Origin of the sequence: Leptolyngbya sp. FACHB-261, assembly GCF_014696065.1 — a bacterium.
In the GTDB taxonomy this organism is placed as follows: Bacteria; Cyanobacteriota; Cyanobacteriia; order FACHB-261; family FACHB-261; genus FACHB-261.
In genome coordinates, this window is the sequence record NZ_JACJPL010000015.1 from 104,150 (window position 1) to 121,893 (window position 17,744).

Annotated in this window: 10 protein-coding genes; 1 reads left to right on the forward strand and 9 read right to left on the reverse strand. The window is 53.2% G+C overall.

What is annotated here, in order from left to right; genetic code table 11:
* Position 1 precedes the first annotated feature (1 nt).
* The 6 genes from H6F94_RS06680 to H6F94_RS06705 all read right to left on the reverse strand — a co-directional run bounded on the left by H6F94_RS06680 (position 2) and on the right by H6F94_RS06705 (position 11,804).
* Entirely contained in the window at positions 2 to 430 is a 429-nt protein-coding gene (locus tag H6F94_RS06680) for a hypothetical protein (protein WP_190801444.1), read from the reverse strand.
* Positions 431 to 532: 102 nt separating this feature from the next.
* Positions 533 to 2,695 (reverse strand): hypothetical protein, encoded by a 2,163-nt coding sequence (locus H6F94_RS06685; RefSeq protein ID WP_190801445.1) that lies wholly within the window; start codon positions 2,693 to 2,695, stop codon positions 533 to 535.
* A gap of 320 nt (positions 2,696 to 3,015) precedes the next feature.
* Positions 3,016 to 4,320, reverse strand: coding sequence for an acetyl ornithine aminotransferase family protein (locus tag H6F94_RS06690; protein WP_190801446.1), 1,305 nt, complete (start codon positions 4,318 to 4,320; stop codon positions 3,016 to 3,018).
* Between the two features lie 4 nt (positions 4,321 to 4,324).
* The gene (locus H6F94_RS06695; RefSeq protein WP_190801447.1) at positions 4,325 to 5,824 is read right to left on the reverse strand and encodes an aldehyde dehydrogenase family protein; all 1,500 of its coding nucleotides are present in this window, start codon (positions 5,822 to 5,824) and stop codon (positions 4,325 to 4,327) included.
* Between the two features lie 821 nt (positions 5,825 to 6,645).
* Positions 6,646 to 10,926 (reverse strand): PAS domain S-box protein, encoded by a 4,281-nt coding sequence (locus H6F94_RS06700; protein ID WP_190801448.1) that lies wholly within the window; start codon positions 10,924 to 10,926, stop codon positions 6,646 to 6,648.
* 326 nt (positions 10,927 to 11,252) lie between these two features.
* The gene (locus H6F94_RS06705; protein ID WP_190801449.1) at positions 11,253 to 11,804 is read right to left on the reverse strand and encodes a bilin-binding protein; all 552 of its coding nucleotides are present in this window, start codon (positions 11,802 to 11,804) and stop codon (positions 11,253 to 11,255) included.
* Positions 11,805 to 12,061: 257 nt separating this feature from the next.
* On the opposite strand from H6F94_RS06705, the gene H6F94_RS06710 reads away from it, so the two are divergent.
* Positions 12,062 to 13,192, forward strand: a complete 1,131-nt coding sequence (locus H6F94_RS06710; protein WP_190801450.1) for a trans-sulfuration enzyme family protein — start codon at positions 12,062 to 12,064, stop codon at positions 13,190 to 13,192.
* A 10-nt stretch (positions 13,193 to 13,202) separates the two neighbouring features.
* Here the strand turns inward: H6F94_RS06710 and H6F94_RS06715 are convergent, their stop codons facing one another.
* The 3 genes from H6F94_RS06715 to H6F94_RS06725 form a co-directional block, all read right to left on the reverse strand.
* On the reverse strand, positions 13,203 to 14,930 hold the full coding sequence (locus H6F94_RS06715; RefSeq protein WP_190801451.1) for a succinate dehydrogenase/fumarate reductase flavoprotein subunit: 1,728 nt from the start codon (positions 14,928 to 14,930) through the stop codon (positions 13,203 to 13,205).
* A 287-nt stretch (positions 14,931 to 15,217) separates the two neighbouring features.
* Positions 15,218 to 15,697, reverse strand: coding sequence for a KGK domain-containing protein (locus H6F94_RS06720; RefSeq protein WP_190801452.1), 480 nt, complete (start codon positions 15,695 to 15,697; stop codon positions 15,218 to 15,220).
* Positions 15,698 to 16,198: 501 nt separating this feature from the next.
* Entirely contained in the window at positions 16,199 to 17,644 is a 1,446-nt protein-coding gene (locus H6F94_RS06725; RefSeq protein WP_190801453.1) for a carotenoid oxygenase family protein, read from the reverse strand.
* Positions 17,645 to 17,744: the final 100 nt, after the last annotated feature.

Here is a 17,744-nt window from a genome sequence, read left to right on the forward strand (position 1 = left end):
GCTACTCGTAGGTAAACGGTTCAGAGGTAGTTCGGTAGTCAATTTTGCCTTTAGAGGTCAAAGAAATGCCCAAGTGAGTTGGAGCAGCAATCTGCAATTTGAGCGAGTCTGAGAGCTTTCGAGAGGGCACCGCAATCTCAATCTTGGTGAGCCCCTCAGGCACATTGACTTCGACGCTATCTGCATAGCCTAATTGCAAACGGGTTTCGACTTGAGAGCGGCGAAATACTTCTTTGCCATTTACTTGAATGACCACTGTATCCTGCTGAAAACCATCTTGCAGATCTAGACGTAGCAATGACATTTCAGCCTCCTGCAGCCTTACTGTCTTAGGAACTGCCCAGCCAAGCTCTGTATGGGCAAACACCGCAAATACTGCCAAGATCAGGATTAAACTGAGCACCAACTGGGCCAAGCGAGCAGAGCGCATTGATTTTCCTAAGTATCTCTAAGTATAAGAGTCTGCAAACAGCAGAAAGGGCGCAGCAACCGCGCCCCTAGATACATTCAAGAAAATCAAGCTGAGCTGCAATTAGAGAGCCGACACCTGAGCTTCAATCTGACGCAGAACCTGGGATTTGAGAGCCTTGTGACGGAAGAAGTTGAGCATCTTTTGCTTAACACTCTGCACTTTTTCTTCATCACCTACCAGTTTGTAAGCTCTAACAAGTTTGCGCATTGCCAGGTTGAGCGTGATGTTGTCCAAACGCCCTGTGCCCGCAGCGTTGACCACTCCCGAGAGGCACTTAACACTAGCCTCAGCTTTAGGCTGGCGTACCGCTAAAATTTTATCTGGGGTAATGGTCTTAAATTCCCGTCCAGCGTTAATGCCTTTCAGCAACTTGGCATACACCGCTAATGGGTGGTCGTTGTACTTGTCCAGCAGCAGATCGAATGCCCCATTGCCTGAGCTCAAATGCTCTGAATCCGAGCCCAACATACTCAGCAGCATGCCCTGCTCGTCACCTAAGAACAGCTCAGCAACCTCTTCATCAGCAACGCTTAAGGGACTGCGTACCCTCAGGCCAATTGGATTGGAAATCACCAAAGAGCCATCCAGCGCATAGTAGACCGCTCGAATTTCATAGGCACCCGGTTGCTCAAAATAGAAACCCTCATGACCAAAGCCGATGTAAGCGCTTTCGTACAGTGCGGGCCGTTCTTGATCGAGCGTGGTTACCATCGACTCGTCAATGCAATACTCCACGACGGGTTCGTAGTTGACCACCTGACCATTGGGCTTACAGATGGCCACTTGCACAAAACCGCCCTTGGGATGCAAATGGGAATGCACTTGCTTAGCCCGTAAATCGGTCGTTGCCAGTTTGATTTCTAGAACGACCGGTTCACCAAACGCGTAGGTTTTGCGGCTTTCCAGTCGCAGTTGCAGCCCCGAACGATCATCGACTACCTCTGCTAGTGCCTGGGGTTCGAGCAACGCCGCTCCTGCCGCAAAAGCATTGCCGCCCATAATCACGTCGTTACGCGCACCGTGGCGCAGGTGCACGAGCTCTATGTCGTCAAATTGAAAGGGAAAATTAGCCCAATAGGCCGGAGCTCCACCGGGATAGAACTGAATGTAGTTCATCCAGGACAGGGCATCTGGGCGGTTGGGGGCGGGCGGATTAGCTAGAGATTTCTGCCAAGAGTGCAGCAGATTGAAACAGTGGCCCAGTTCATGGACATAGGTACGCAGTTGGGCGCGTAAGCTGTCGGGGCTGCTGCCACCGATGACATCGTGGAACACCGCACAGCCCTGGCGCTGTCTGCCATGCTGATCGAACATAATGCCGCGCAGGCCAGTGCCGATGTCATGCAAGTTCGCAGCTAACAGGTAAACCTTCCACTGAGGCTCGTCCTGCCACTGGCTAAACTGGGTTTCCATGCTGGCGTGAAGTTCGGCGTCGCTCCAAGCAGAGCCAATACTGGTCATCGAGACTTCGCTCCAGCCACCAGTGGTTTGCAGCTCCACACCCGCCTCAGCAAAGGCTTTAACCACCGAGAGCACCCGAGCCGGACCACCCGAGGGCAAAGAACCAGTGTCATAGGAGTCAAAGGGCGTCACACCGCTCACATGGTCCTGCTCGTACTGCACCGTGCGGAAATAGCCGGACTCAAAGTCACAAGCGTAACTGGCACCAGGCGCGCCGGTCTTAGTGAAAAACTGCAATGTGGCTGCCGCCGCAGACTGAGAAATAGTGGTACGCGGGATTATGACCTGGACCTTAGCGGCAGCGGTGGACCAAGTGTAAGCGCCCATACCCTCAAGCGTGGCGGTGCTATCGGTGGTGCTCACAGATACGCTATCGACATTGAAGGAGCCGAAATAGACCACTGTAGCGCCAGATGTTCGGAAGAAATCCCCGCTGATGCGCATAGTCGGACGGCGACCGTCAACGTCCAACCGCAGTTCTAACTGATAGGAGCCGCCACTGCTGCGGTATCGTCCGCTCACAGTCCGCTTGTCCAGCAGAACTGGCGGTACAGCTGGCGGTACCGTGGATTCGGTGGGAACAACCTCAGCCCTAGCACTAGATCCAGCAGCCTGGTGCTGAGCGACTTCGTCCAGACTCCATTCCTGCCGAGTAAATGGCAAGCCAGAGGGGATAGTTTCGGTCGATGGCCCTGCTGAAGCCAGCAGTTCAGAATTTGCTAGCTCATTGGCTAGTACGACAGTGGGATCCAGAGAACTCATGGACAATACCCTTTTGAATACTTAGGTTGAATATCTAGCTAGGATTGAGCCGCCATCTCTCTCAGCCACTGAGAAAATGCCCAGATCTTTTTAGCTTGAAGCTTAGTTTTGTAACTGCGTTTTGTAACGACTAAAGCTTTAAGCAAGATTCTCTTAAGCAAATCTGGGATGAGCAAAATTTGGGATGAGCAAAACTTGAGAGGTGTCTGCATTCTCGCAGCGCCTCTCAGGGGTTGGATAGTACCCAGCCGGGTACCTTCCAAGGCTTTTGAGTAATCAAGTGAGGCGACTAGCTCCCTGCACTGGCCCCTTGCACTGGCTCACCCAATCTCGCTCAATACATGGGTGAGAATTTGCAAACAGGTTTCAATCTGGTCAGCCTCAATCACTAGCGGCGGACAAAATCGAATTGCAGCTTTGCCGCAACCCAGCAGCAATAGCCCTCGATAGAATGCCCGGTCTACGATTTGGTCACGTAGAGCTGGATCTGGCTTGCCTTGAGCATCCAACAAATCCACCGCGACCATCAGGCCCTTGCCCCGCGGCAATGAAACGCGGGAATCCTGCTGCGCCAATTGCGTCAGGCTGGCTTGCAACAGCCGACCCATGTGGAGGGCATTCTCCATCAGTCCAGCCTCCAGTAGCCGCAAGGTTGCTATTGCCGCTGCACAAGCCACTGGATTGCCCCCAAAAGTGGTGGCATGAGCCCCAGGGGGCCAGGTCATCAATTCAGGACGGGCCAGAATCGCGCCCAAGGGTAGACCACTGGCAACGCCTTTGGCGAGGCTGATGATGTCAGGCTGCACGTCCCAGTGCTCAATGGCAAACAGGCGACCCGTCCGACCCATACCTGCCTGCACCTCATCTACCACCATTAAAATGCCATGGTGGTCGCAAATTTCGCGGATGCGCCCTAGGAAGCCGTTCTCTGGCACGACATAGCCACCCTCACCCTGAATCGGCTCCACCAGAATGGCCGCGATCTCATCAGGCGGCAACACCGAGGGAAATAGCTTTTCTTCTAGATGGTCGAGAGCCGCCTGGGTCCCGTAGGCGATGTGCGTGATGCCAGGGACTAGAGAACCAAAGCCACGCCGCTGCACTGCTTTAGAACCAGTGAGCGACATCGCACCATAGGTGCGACCATGAAAGGCCCCCAGGAAGGCTACCACTCGGTCGCGCCCGGTGTAGTAGCGGGCCAGCTTGAGAGCTGCTTCGTTTGATTCAGCCCCAGAGTTCGTGAAGAACACGCGGGCTGATGCCGGGAAGGGTGCCCGAGCCGCCAAGGCTTCAGCCAGTTCCACCATCGGCGCGTAGTAGAAGTCAGTGCCGGACATGTGTAGCAGCTGAGCCGCTTGCGCCTGAACTGCAGCAACGACTTGAGGATGGGCGTGGCCGGTCGCAGTCACAGCAATACCGGCGGTCATATCCAGAAACACGTTGCCATCTACGTCTTCGAGCATGCAGCCTTCACCACGAGCAGCGACCAATGGGTAGCCCCTTGTGTAAGAGGGTGAAGTCACTGCCTGATCACGCTCGATCAGAGCTTGAGCCCGAGGGCCAGGCAGCTCACCCAGGAGACGAGGCAATCGGGGTAGAGCTGAGGTTGTTGAGAGGCTAAGCATAAGACTACTCTTGGCGATTATCGATCTGGGCGCGTTGCAACCGACCAGAGAAGTCGACGTAAACAGTCTTCCATTCAGTAAAGACATCAAGGGCTGCACTGCCCACTTCACGGTGGCCATTGCCGGTCTGCTTCACGCCACCAAAGGGCAAATGCACCTCAGCACCAATTGTGGGGCCGTTAATGTAGGTGATTCCAGCCTCGATATCGCGCATTGCTTGAAAGGCCCGATTGATATCCTGGGTATAGACCGAGGAAGACAGACCGTAGGGCGTGCCATTGAGCACTTGAATAGCTTCCTCAAAAGAATCGACCGTTAGCAGAGACACCACCGGGCCAAAAATCTCTTCCTGGGCTACCCGCATGTCAGGCTTAACCTCGTCGAGGATGGTAGGCGCAAAGAAGTAACCCTGCTTGAGCTTGCCTTCGCTGACTCGCTCGCCGCCTAGTAGAACCCTGGCCCCCTCACCATATGCCACGTCCATATAGCCAGAAACGCGTTGTAGTTGGGCCGCGTTCACCAACGGACCAATTTCAGTCTCGGGCTCAGTACCGGGACCAAGCCGCAACCGACGGGCGCGTTCGAGCAGCCGCCGCGTGAATTCATCTTTGATCGCTCGGTGCAGGATCAGGCGGCTGGTGGCAGTGCAGCGCTGACCCGTCGTGCCGAACGCGCCCCAAAGCGCTCCTTCTAGCGCCAGTTCTAAATCGGCATCCTCCATCACGACCTGGGCATTCTTGCCACCTAATTCCAGGCAAACCCGTTTGTAGCTGCGACCGCAGACAGCCCCAACCTCTGCGCCGGTTTCTGAGGAACCTGTGAACGATACCAGCGCCACATCTGGATGTTCAACCAGCGCTCGACCCGCCTCTTCGCCCAGACCATGCACCAGGTTAATCACACCCGCGGGCAGGCCTGCTTCCTGGAGGATCTCGACCAGCAGCGTGGCACAGGCGGGAGTATCTTCAGCGGGCTTAAGGACCAGCGTGTTGCCACATACAAGTGCAGGAAATGCCTTCCAACAGGGAATCGCTACTGGAAAGTTCCAGGGCGTGATCAGCGCGCAGACGCCCACTGGCACTCGGACACTCATCGCAAACTTATTGGGCATTTCGGAAGGCGTGGTTTGCCCAAACAAGCGCCGACCCTCACCTGCACTGTAGAAGGCGCAATCAATGCCCTCTTGCACATCGCCTCGCGCTTCGGTGAGCGGTTTGCCCATTTCACGGCTCATCAATTGAGCCAGTTCTTCCTTGCGCTGACGCAAGAGTTCGCCAATGCGGTAAATCAGCTCCGCCCGAGCGGGTGCAGGCACTAACCGCCAGGAGGCAAAAGCGCGTTGGGCTGCTGCTACTGCGGCTTCAACTTCCTGCGCTCCCGAACGGGGGCAGGTAGCCACCAGTTCCTGCCAATCCGCAGGATTACGACTTTCTAGCGTGGCTTCTGTGTGGGCAGAAAGCCACTCTCCGTTTATATAGTTCAAGCAAGTTAAAGGCATCGTCATCGGAAGCTCCTGCAAGATGCGCCTTCTTTTAAAGAGTTAGACAGATCTTAGAAAGATGCAGGTGTCCATGATACGAATGCTGCCTTATGAACTGCTAGCAAAGATTACGCTTATTGAAGCAGTTGTCCAGACAATTGGCTTGCAGCAGTCCAATTGGTTGCAAAAATTAGCGTTTAAAACCGCAACGATTTAGCTTTTAGTTACAAATACTTTTAGGTAACTAGATGAAAACTAAATAGATCCAACTTGAGTATTAGTAGGCAGTCGCGGCCAGCCCTAAGTTTGACTAGTCTTGAGAGGATGCGTAGCAGAACTTAACAACCGCAAGCCGACAAACTCTGGCAGCGCTTCTAGAACTATTAGGTTTTAGAAGTTGAATGGGGCTGAGCAGCTAAATTTAATGCCTAGGTCACTAGGCTCTGCGCTGTGGTTTTGGGGTGCAGGCGCAAATCCCCGGTTCAGGAAAGGTAAGGAGAAGCAATGATTCAGAAGGCTGAAACGGCCTTGGCTTTGATTTTACTGTCCTGGTCATTGCCCTAGCACTCATGTTGTTTTGGCCGAGACTACTGTCCAAGCTTTGGACCAGTAACGGCTTTATTCCACATGAGCACTGCTATCTGTGGAAGCTAGGACTGGTATGGCTGCTTGCTATCGAATTCTTTCATTGGCGTGGCCTACGTCTCAATCTCCGCTACCTTGGGTCACTTGATTTGAGAGCCCGTGAAGACAATTCCCTCCCATGTTTAGACCAAGGTTTTAGACACGGGCTTTGCCAGTCATCCAGCAAATTCAATTCCGTGAGTGAGCAGAGCTCGGCTTACTTAGGCCAACTGAGCTTGCTGACGCTCTAGTTGCAGTGCTGTCTTGACTCTTACATACTCAGCTTCAAGTTGTCCCACCTGCTCAATGGCTCCGGCTGAGATAGATCCATCTCCGATCGATTCAAGTTTCTGGCAAAGCTGAGCCATAGCAGTAGCGCCAAGAGCTGCACTGGTTGACTTGAGGGTGTGAGCCGCTAATCTCAAGGCAGCGACATTCTCCTGAGCAATCCCTGCACGAATGTCTTGAAGCAGTTTAGGAGCATCCTCCAGGTAGCAGTCGATCACCTCAACCAGAAACTCTGTGCAGCTATCACCTGCCATCTCACGAATTGCTTCAAGGGCCTCAACAGCCAGCACCGTCGGTGGAATGAAGTTCATATTGGTAGCCTTCACAGATGGTGGTTGGCAACGGCTCAGGGCTTGAACCAAGTCTTTTAGGCGAACGGGCTTACTAATATAGTCGTCCATCCCTGCCTCAAGGCAGGCCGTTCGGTCCTCCTGCATGGCATTAGCCGTCATTGCAATAATGCGGGGCCGTAAAGTTGGCAGCCAGAGTTGGTGAATCCGGCGGGTAGCGCTCAGACCATCCATTTCTGGCATCTGCACGTCCATCAGTACGACATCATAGGGTTGACGGCTTAAGGCTTCGAGCACTTCTAGCCCATTGCCAGCTATGTCAGCCTGATATCCCAGTTGCTGCAACAGATGTAGAGCGACTTTCTGATTAACTACATTGTCCTCGGCCAGAAGAATACGCAGGGGCCGCTGCATTGCCAAGCCTACTGGACTTGCAAGCAAGCTTGGGCGAACTTGCAACGATTGGCTGAGCTGCCCCCCCAACACACTAACCAGAACGTTGTAAAGCTGAGACTGCTTGATTGGCTTGTTGAGGAAAGCAGCAAAATGGGCCTGTGCTGCTTCAGCACTCGTCTCCAAGCGCCCCATTGAGGTCATCATCACCAGGGGCAACTGCTGACAGCCAGGCTGCTTGCGAATCAGTGCGGCTAGGTTTAGCCCATCCATTGCTGGCATCTGCAGATCTAGAATGACCAGATCGAACTGCTCTCCCTGGCTGAGATGAGCTAGGGCTTCGGCACCCGACTCTACTGCTTTTGGCAGCATTTCCCAAGCTTGGCTTTGCAGGAGCAGCATTTGCCGGTTAGCCGCGTTGTCATCCACAATCAGTAGCCGCTTGCTGAACAGGTCCGGCTGAACAGCGCAAGAGTTACTTTGCAAGCTAGCTAGTGGCGATTCGACCAGTACCGTGAAGTAAAAGGTAGAGCCTTGCCCTACCTGACTTTCAACCCACATGCGACCGCCCATCAACTCACTCAAGCGTTTGCTAATGGCTAGCCCAAGTCCTGTACCGCCAAACTGACGCGAAGTAGAAGAATCTACCTGGCTGAAAGACTTGAATAAGCGGTCCATCCGATCGGCAGGAATGCCAATCCCCGTATCCTTGATCGCAAAGCAAAGTTCGTAAGTAGACGACGCAGGTCCCCCAACAGGTCCCACAATAGGTCCGAGACCATGGGTGCTTTCAATGAGTTGCCGCGCAGTAATTGAAATTACGACTTCCCCGGTGCTGGTGAATTTAACTGCGTTACTCAATAAATTCACTAGAATCTGGCGCAGCCGAGTGACATCGCCGACCACAGGATCAGGCGTTTGCGGCGAGATGAAATAGACCAGCTCCAAGCCCTTTTCTGCAGCTCTAGGTGCTAATAGATCCAGGGTCTCTTCAACACAAACGCGCAGATCAAAAGGCTGTTCTTCTAGGTCCAGCTTGCCAGACTCAATTTTGGAGAAGTCGAGAATGTCATTGATGATTGTGAGCAAAGCATCGCCACTACTGCGAATTGTCTCAACAAAATCTCGCTGTTGAGGGGTGAGCCCAGTCCCTAATAACAGTCCTGTCATCCCAATCACCCCATTCATAGGAGTGCGGATTTCATGACTCATCGTGGCTAGAAATTCGCTTTTAGCACGGGCAGCAGCGAGGGCTTGGTCGCGAGCCTGAGCTAGATCAAGAGCGGCATCGGCTCGTTCTAACTCACCGCCGATCCACTGACTCATCAGTTGCAGTAGCTCCTTATCCACTGATTTGAAGCGCCGACTGCGTGGGGTGGGGCTATAGAAGCAGAGAACCCCAAAAGTCTGACCAGCGACAACTACGCGGGTGCCGATGTAGCTCTCAAGGTCAAAGCCAGCATAGGCAGGGTGATCACGCCATTCTGTATTGCTAGCAGACTCAAAGCAGATGGGGGTCCTTGACTGAAACGTTTCGCAGCAGTACGTCTGCCTTAAATTGCAGGCATCGCCTTTAGCCACTCTGTTACCTGGGGAACGAGCAGCAAGAATCTCATAGCGTTCGCCCTTAACCCGAGCGATGACACCAGTGGTCAAACCAAACCGGCGACAGCCCATTGCGAGTAGATGTTGGAGGCGTTGGTCAAAGGTTAGTTCGTGAGCTGAAATTACTTTATACAAAGCCCGAATAGAGGCTTCGCTCTCTCGCAGTTCTTGCTCAGCGCGCACTCGTTCCGTAATGTCCTGAGCCAGTGAAGCCACGTTCATGACGTTGCCATCCCTATCCATCAGGGGCGTGTTATACCACTCGCAAATGATCACGCGGCCATCTTTGGTCAGATTCTCATTGGTGCTGTGGATTCCTCCCATTTGCGTGATTAAGGCAGATCGGACGTTATCCACACACTCCCTAGCCTGTTCAGGCACCAACAGCTCAGCTGCATTGCGGCCAATTGCTTCACTTCTGCTGTAGCCAAAGATTTTTTCGGCGCCCGGGTTCCACTCCGTGATTTCAAAATCAAAGTTCCATTCAATCATTGCCATCGGCGTGTTCTGCACGTGGAGGGAAAGCCTTTGCTCTGACTTCCTCAAGGCCGTCTCCACCTGCTTGCGCTGGATGAACTGACTAATCTGACTACTCATCGACGTCACCATCTTGAGCAAGGCTTCGTCAGGCTGTCGGCTGGCACAGCTAAAGAAGGTTAGAACACCCAGCCTTTCATGGCAGCAGCAGACAGGAAAGCCAAAAGCAACCTGTACCCCTGCATCAGACGCGCTAGCACCGGGAAAGAAGTCAATATCTTGTGTGCCCGGAGCTAGCCAAACAAGTTCTTCGCTAAGCCAGATCCGACTGGGTAGCCCATCTCCAGAAGCTAAGGAGAGCTGCTGCGTTGCAGTTGCCAGATCAGTGATTGCAACCGATGGCTCATGCCAGACTTGCCTACAGCGTAGGGTGGGGAGATCCTGAGCGTTGCCCAGCTCAGGACTCCAAAATTCGCCTAGCTCCCAGCCCAAACCTTCACCAACAGTTTGTAGGATCAGGGATAGCGCTTGCTCTAGCGTGGTGGCTTCAGCCAGAATGCGCGTCACTGCATGCTCCACGCTCAAGCACTGTTCGGTCCGCTTACGCTCAGTGATGTCCCGTTGCACAGAGACCCAGCGCGTGAACCGGCCCTGTTCGTCAGCAAGAGGCACGATGTTAAGCTCTACCCAGAATTCAGAGCCGTCTTTGCAATAGTTAATGACCTCAACCCGAACCGGTTCCTGATTTGCCAGGGCTGTTCGAACCCTATCGAGCTGAGCCCGATTTGTCTTGACGCCTTGTAGGATACGTGGCGTTTTGCCAATCACCTCCTCAAGGCTATAGCCAGTCATCCGAGTGAAAGCCTGGTTAGCGTAGAGGATACGAGGACCAGGCAACTCAACAGGCTCAGCTTCTGTAATCAGAATCGCGTCGTTGATGTTGACAACTGCTGACTCTAGCAAGCGCAGATTTTTCTCAGTGAGTTGGTGCTCCCTAACCTCACGCTCTAACTTCTGATTGGTCTGCGACAGTGCGATGGTCCGCTCTGCGACCAAGGCCTCCAAGCCTAGATTTAATTGAGCGAGTTGGGTATTGGCTCTGCCCAGCTGAGTCTGGGTTTGAGCCAGTAACAGAGGCCCGTCCACGAGAAGCGTGTAGCTGCGGCGCAAAGCAAGATAGGTTCCAGCCACGATAGCCGTCAGTAGGTCAACCCCTGCCTGAAAACCCAACAGGGTTGAAGAACCCGAGTGCCTACTGCTCGCTATCATCAAAACATGGCCCGCATGGCCCAGAGCACAGGTGAAAAAGATGGCCGCAGTTGCCAAAACCAGGGGGTTGGTGCGGAGATGCCGTTGCCCATGCAGGAGGGCGCGGAAAATCAGCAATGCAATCGTGAAGTAGCAGATTGCAATAAATGAATTGGCAGCTAGCAGGAGATCACTGAGCATCAGACAGAACCTACTCCCTCCGTCAGGTGGCGATTGGCTCAATCTCTTGCTTAGGGTCGCACCTAACTAAAGTTTTGGCTTTTGGCCTGAGCACAGAGCCGAGCTCATTACATTCTTCAGAGCAGTGTGCCCTTTTCAGAGGCTGATGGCTCAAATACAAGCAGCGGGGAAGCTCTCCGGATCAATCCGCCGTTAATCGCCAAGTTTCGTCAGATCTACTCTGCAACTGCACAGTCAAATCTGAACTCATCCTAAACAAATTAGCGTAGGCAAATTGCGGTTGCTCGGATACAGAATGAGTCTGAAGGTGACGGTCAGCTTGCAGGCTAGCTGTGAATGAGTTGCTTTTGAGGGGTGTCAGACCCGTCTATCTGAGCTAAGCCCTGGTTTGAGACGGCCAAGCCGTAGCTACCAGCCCCCAAGGTCTGCCGTACCGAACGGACGAAGGGTGCCACCAATGCCAACTCCGTTTCACGCAACTGCTGGAGCAAAACAGCCTCCAGCAGAGCATAGGTTGCATCACAGCACCGCTGAGCTCGAAAGGCCCGCATCACCGTTTGCATCCAGAGGAGAAAACTCTCAAGGCCTTCGGCATCGTCGAGTAGCACTGCTTTAGCAATCAACCGGTAGGTCAAACGTGTATCTCGTCTCCATTTCTGGGTCGCATCTTCCCGACCATATAGAAACAAGCTCGGATCTCGTTTTTGTATCGTTGACTCCAGGACAGCTATCACCTCAGCCTCGACTACTTGGAGTCTTTGATAAGTCTGAGTTCGAATCTCTAGCTCCCTCGCATAGCGAGCCAAACTATCCAACTCGGAATCGCGTAAATAACGACCCTCAAATTGCTGGGTTAGGGCGAGTGTTTTGCTGAGCACGGAGAAATAGCCTATCGAGTTGTTAGCAGAAGCTACTGCAAAATTCTAAAAACCAAGCATCAATCCGGAGGCTACTTCAAAGAATTTAAGGCTCAAAGGCTCAGGCTAAAGCAGTGAGAATTCGGCATCTTACCTGGTAAAATTTCTCGATAAAAACGACACAGCTTTCACTCGCTAGAACTTCAACCTGGAAGCAGAAAACGGATTGATGCAGAATCAGGAGGTTCTGAACCCCTAACCGTGGAGCAACAAGCCTGATGAGAATCGAAACCCTGGCTGTACATGCCGGTCATCAGATCGACCCAGCAACTGGAGCTGTGGCCTCACCGATCTACCTATCAACCACCTTCGAACGGGAGGCTGACGGCAGCTATCCCCACGGTTACAACTACACTCGCAGTGATAACCCCAACCGTCAGGCCCTAGAAGATTGCTTGAGCGCGCTCGAAGGGGGTAGCGCAGCAGCAGCCTTTGCTTCAGGCTCGGCAGCCACTATGAGTATTTTTCAAAGTCTTGCCCCTGGCGACCATGTGCTCGCGCCCAATGATGCCTATTACGGCACCGCTCATCTTTTGAAAAACACGTTTGCGCGTTGGGGTTTGCAAATCACTTTCGTTGATATGAGCGACTTGCAAGCTGTGCAACAAGCTGTGCAGGCCAACACCAAACTGCTTTGGCTCGAAACTCCCTCCAACCCGTTGCTTAAGATTTCAGACATTGCCAGGTTGGCTGAGCTTGCTCACCAAGTTGGTGCCTTGTGCGCCTGCGACAATACCTGGGCCCCCATTGCCCAACGGCCCTTCGATTTAGGGGCTGACCTCATCGTCCATTCCACAACCAAATACTTGGGCGGTCACAGTGACGTCTTGGGCGGCGTTGTGGTCACCCGACAGGACAACGAGTTTTTCCAGCGCATTCGGCAAGTACAGCAAACCGGCGGAGCTGTTCCCTCTCCTTTCGATTGCTGGTTGGTGTTACGAGGCGTTCGGACCCTGCCCTTACGCCTGCGCGCCCATACTGAAAATGCACTCAAGCTCGCCACTTTCTTGAGCCAGCACCCAATCGTAGCCGCCGTTCACTACCCAGGACTTCAGTCTCATCCAGGCTATGAAGTTGCCAGTCAGCAGATGAGCCTGTTTGGGGGCATGCTGTCTTTTCAAGTACAAGGTGGGCGGGAGCCAGCCTTCGCAGTTGCAGCCCGAGTGAAGCTATTCACCCGCGCCACCAGCCTAGGAGCCGTTGAGAGCCTGCTTGAGCACCGCGCCTCAATCGAAGGGCCAACCAGCCAAACACCACAGAACCTGCTGCGAGTGTCGGTCGGCCTCGAACATGCCGACGATCTGATTGAAGACTTAGCCCAGGCCCTGGCACCACTCGTCCAGGGCTAGCTGCCTGAGCCTAGTATTTGCGCTCCTGGGGTTGAAAGCGAGTGATAGTTACAGGCCGATAGCGAATATCAACTCCAGCGGGTGAGAAATAAGCCAGGGTGTGTTGCAGGAAATTACTATCATCGCGCTCCGCACAATCCTGCCGCGAGTGAGCACCCCGGCTTTCCCGACGCGCCAGTGCGCCTGCCAGAATAATCTCACCGACGACCATGATGTTGCGCAGCTCCAGAGCCTCCGTAATCTCAGTGTTCCAGAGCGTGCCTTGATCATCTAGGCGGATCTGTTTGTATTTCTCCTGGATGACCCGTAGCTTGCTTAAGCCCTCGCTCATTACTGCTTCGTTGCGGAATACGCCACAATACTGAGTCATGCAATCTTGAAACTCAGTGCGGATCTCGTTGATGCGGTACTCGCCCTTCTGGTCTAGGAGAGCCTGGATCTGGCTTCTAGCCTCCTCAAGATATCGTCGCTCATCGACCTCTGGGAGTTTGCGTTCTTGAATATCACGGGCAATGGTGGCTCCCGCTCGCCGTCCGTAGACGACGCATTCGAGTAAAGCATTGCTCCCCAACCGATTGGCTCCATGCACCGAGACGCAAGAGGTTTCTCCAGCCGCATAAAAGCCACCAACCAAACCGTCAGGACCATTCCGCACCTGGCAGTTAGTGTTGACTGGAATGCCACCCATGCAGTAGTGAACCGTGGGCCGTACCGGAATCGGCTGCTCTACGGCATCAATGCCACACAACCGATGCGCTTCCTCCCAAGCAAAGGGAATGCGGTTCATAATCTTCTCGCGACCCAGGTGGCGCACATCTAAATGCACGAAAGGTCCGCCAGCACTGCCGTCGCTATGAATGCCTCTGCCCTCACGCACCTCAGTCACAATCGCCCGCGAGGTAATGTCACGAGGAGCCAGTTCCATGCGGCTAGGCGCATACTTCGCCATGAAACGCTCGCCCTCGGCATTGAGAAGATAGGCGCCCTCTCCACGTACCGCCTCCGAAATTAGGACACCAACCGGATAGAGACCAGTCGGGTGGAACTGCACAAATTCCATATCCTGCAATGGCAAACCGGCCAATGCGGTCATTGATAGGCCATCCCCTGTGCAGGCGTAATCGTTTGAGGTGGTGTTGTAGACACGTCCATAGCCACCAGTGGCAAACAGCACGGCTTTGGTGCGCACTACCTCTAAGCGTCCATCCTCGAAGTGGTACATGACCACGCCCTTGGCTTCGTTGTCTTCCACAATCAAGCGCAGGACGTACCATTCGTCGTAGATCTTCACGCCATAATGCCTGAGATTGCAGATCAGCTCATGCAAGATGGCATGCCCTGTCTTGTCAGCTGCATAACAGGTGCGATTGTGGGAATGTCCACCAAATGCCCGCTGCGCAATCCGTCCATCCGGCAGGCGTGAGAACAACACGCCCATATGCTCCAGATCGATAATCACTTCTGGAGCCTGCTGCGCCAGAATCTCTACAGCATCCTGGTCCGCCAAATAATCGGACCCTTTCACCGTGTCAAAGGCGTGGGCTTCCCAGGAATCTTCGGGATCCACATTTTTTAGACTGGCTGCAATCCCCCCTTGAGCAGCCACCGAATGGGAGCGAATGGGATGAGTTTTCGCAACTAGGGCAATACTCAAGTTCGGGTTGGAGCGGGCAATTTCCAGGGCCGCTCGCGAACCCGCTAAGCCTCCACCGACGATTACCACGTCATGCTCAATCATGCCTAAGCTCCGGGCGCTGCACTGGGTTTCCCTATTCTCAAAGGGGTCTCCAGTGTATCGCAGGAAAGTTCCGTCCTTCTTCAGAATTGAGGGAACGCAATTTCACCTACTGAAGCAAGCACTATTGCGCCAGAATCTGACAGACTTGCGCCCGTAGGCTTCGCTATCTGCTTCATCTAAATTGGCAATAGTGCTTGCGGCTAGTGCAAAAATATTCGAGTTTGATTATCCAAGCTCAGTTCTGCAAACAAAATTGGCTAGAACAAAGCTGACTAAGAGATTGGGCTCTAAGGGTGAGCACTATGACTTTGGCTGCTATTTTTTGAGCCTCCCAATTCCATCTCAAAGCTCTGAATTTCATCCAGAAAAGAGCCGTTTTCTTGTTTCGTTGTTTTGGGGTTTGCAACTGCTTTGGCAGCGTTAGCACTCGGAGCTGCTTTAGGAGGGCTGGCAGGAACTGCGGCTGCCAAGTTCTCTGACTGCTCAGGTACAAACTCAACTGCCAAACTAAGGCGAAGACGAATGGAACCCTGCTTCCAGAGCTTACCCGGTTCTAGAACGGTTACTGGAATTCCTTGATGAATTAGCTCTTTAGGATAAACAGATTCGCGAAGGCGCACTGTCACTGAATTAACAAACTCCTCAATCAACAGGTATTGACCTGAAGCAAGGGTCGTACCATGAGCGAGTGGCACATCCTGTGCGAGCTTGACCACAGCATCTTTGGCAACAGGCGCAAGTTTGGCAGCTGGTTTGGAATCGTTCATGGGGCAACCCAATAATAAGTAGTCGTTAAATGCTCACAGCCTCGGCTTAGGGAATTAGAATCTCCTATAACGGCCTAGGCTCTTCTCCCCAGAGTGCCCGACCCCAATCTGTAACTAACAGGCGAAAGCAAGGATTATGGGTGCTCGGCCCAGCAACACCTTAGCAGTCCTCCTGGCAACAGCAATAAGCACTGAGCCAGGGCTTTTACTAGCTTTGCTGACAGGTATAAGCTGTTTCCTCGCCAACGATTAACCCTCACTAGCCCTTGAACTGACCAACATTACCACCTTGCTTGCTAACGTCAAAAGTTGCCGTGAACTCCTTAGCTTTGTACATCTAAATATTGCTTTGCAGCTTTACCATCTAGCTGTGCCTTCATAGCAAAGTCGATGATGAAAACTTGCCCTTTTCCTATATTGTCGAGAAGCAAACATCGCCAAGCGCCTAGGCAAGACTCTCGGCGATGTCTGGCTGAGACTTAATAAAGTCTCAACCGTTTTTCAGCGAGGTCGCCAAGTGCCGTGAAAACCTAAAGGAATGATCTGCGGCAGGGCTAAGCGACAGGCAGGCCCCTGAGCTAGGGCATCAGCTGCATAAATCCAAACCTCACTTTGGCTCTGATTGCCATCAAAGACGACGGTGATGATCCAGCCTTGATTGGGATTGAGAGCATCGGGCGCATAAATTGGCTCCATTGGGTACAAACCTGCCCCACAAACAGCAGTCTGTAAGTCTCCAGTTTTCAGGTCAACTCGGCCAACGGCACCAAACAATTCTTGAGCAGGATTTGCACCCGCTGGATGGAGATTGAGATAGGTGTACTCTGCCTGCTGACCCACTTGAGCTGGAGGCACAACCGCAAACTCGCAGGGACGATCTAGTAACGCATAGCGGTCCAAAACTTTGCCTGTTTGTAGATCGAGATGCAGTCGCCAAAGCTGAGCTGTAGCTTCGGTATGCGTTTCGCCCTCAGCCACTTCTCGCAAGTGCTCGTTAGTTTTGAAATCGGGGTAGCGCAACAAATCGACGACTAGCGTGCCATTTTCAGCCTCATAACCATTGCTGAAGTGCCATTGATACCAGGGTTCAGACTCAGCCTGAGCCACCAGTTGCAGAGTGTCACGGTCAATGATCAGAATGCGCGTTGGTTGGTCAGCTTGCCACTGCAAGGTCTGACTGTAACTCTGTAAGCCGAGTAGTAGAGGCAGCCCTGCCCATTGCATCATGACTGGCGGTACGCAGAACACTAAAAAGCGTCCACATAGAGCGAAGTCATGAATCAGAGGTGCTCCTTCTATCGAAACTTTGCCTTTGTGAATGACTCGGCCCGTTGCATCGCTGTGATAGAGATTGAGGGTAGAAGTAGCTCCCTGATAAGCAACTCCGAAGTTCCAGAATTCACCAGTCTGAGGATCACGTTTGGGGTGAGCGGAGTAGGCCTGGTTACCTTCAAGCGAGGCTTCTAGATCATCTAGACCCTTCGTGCTGAGGTCTTCTAGATCAAGCCTGTGGGGATTGCCGCCCTCCCATAACGCTAGCAACCGGTCCGGCAGGGCCAGCACTGAAGTGTTAGCCGCGTTTTTCAGTGGGCGTAGCCAACGGTTCCACAAGGGGCCAGAGGCCAGTTGTCCATAACCACCGTAAAGGTAATGCCCGGCTTGGTCTTCCTCCCGATAACCTTGGGTTTGCACATAGCGATAGAGACCAGTGGCTGCTGTATCGCCAAAGTGAACCGCAAGAATACCACCGTCGCCATCAAACCAATGAGCCACGCGTTGACCGCCCCGCTCTAAGCGACCAGGTCCATTACGGTAGAGGCTGCCCCGCAAGCCAGGCGGAATCTGACCTGCTAGTGGCGCTAACTGTGTAGGACCAAACTCAATGGCTGGCTGAGCGAGCGCTTTAGACCAAAGAGGTTGGTTGCGGGAACGGGTTTGAGTTTGCAAGGGAATAACCTTTAGGCAGGACTGGATTGACGGGGGGATTTTCTTCTTATCATGCACGGCCCTGCTGAGTGTTCAACCTTTGGGCAGGTTGGTCGTCTAA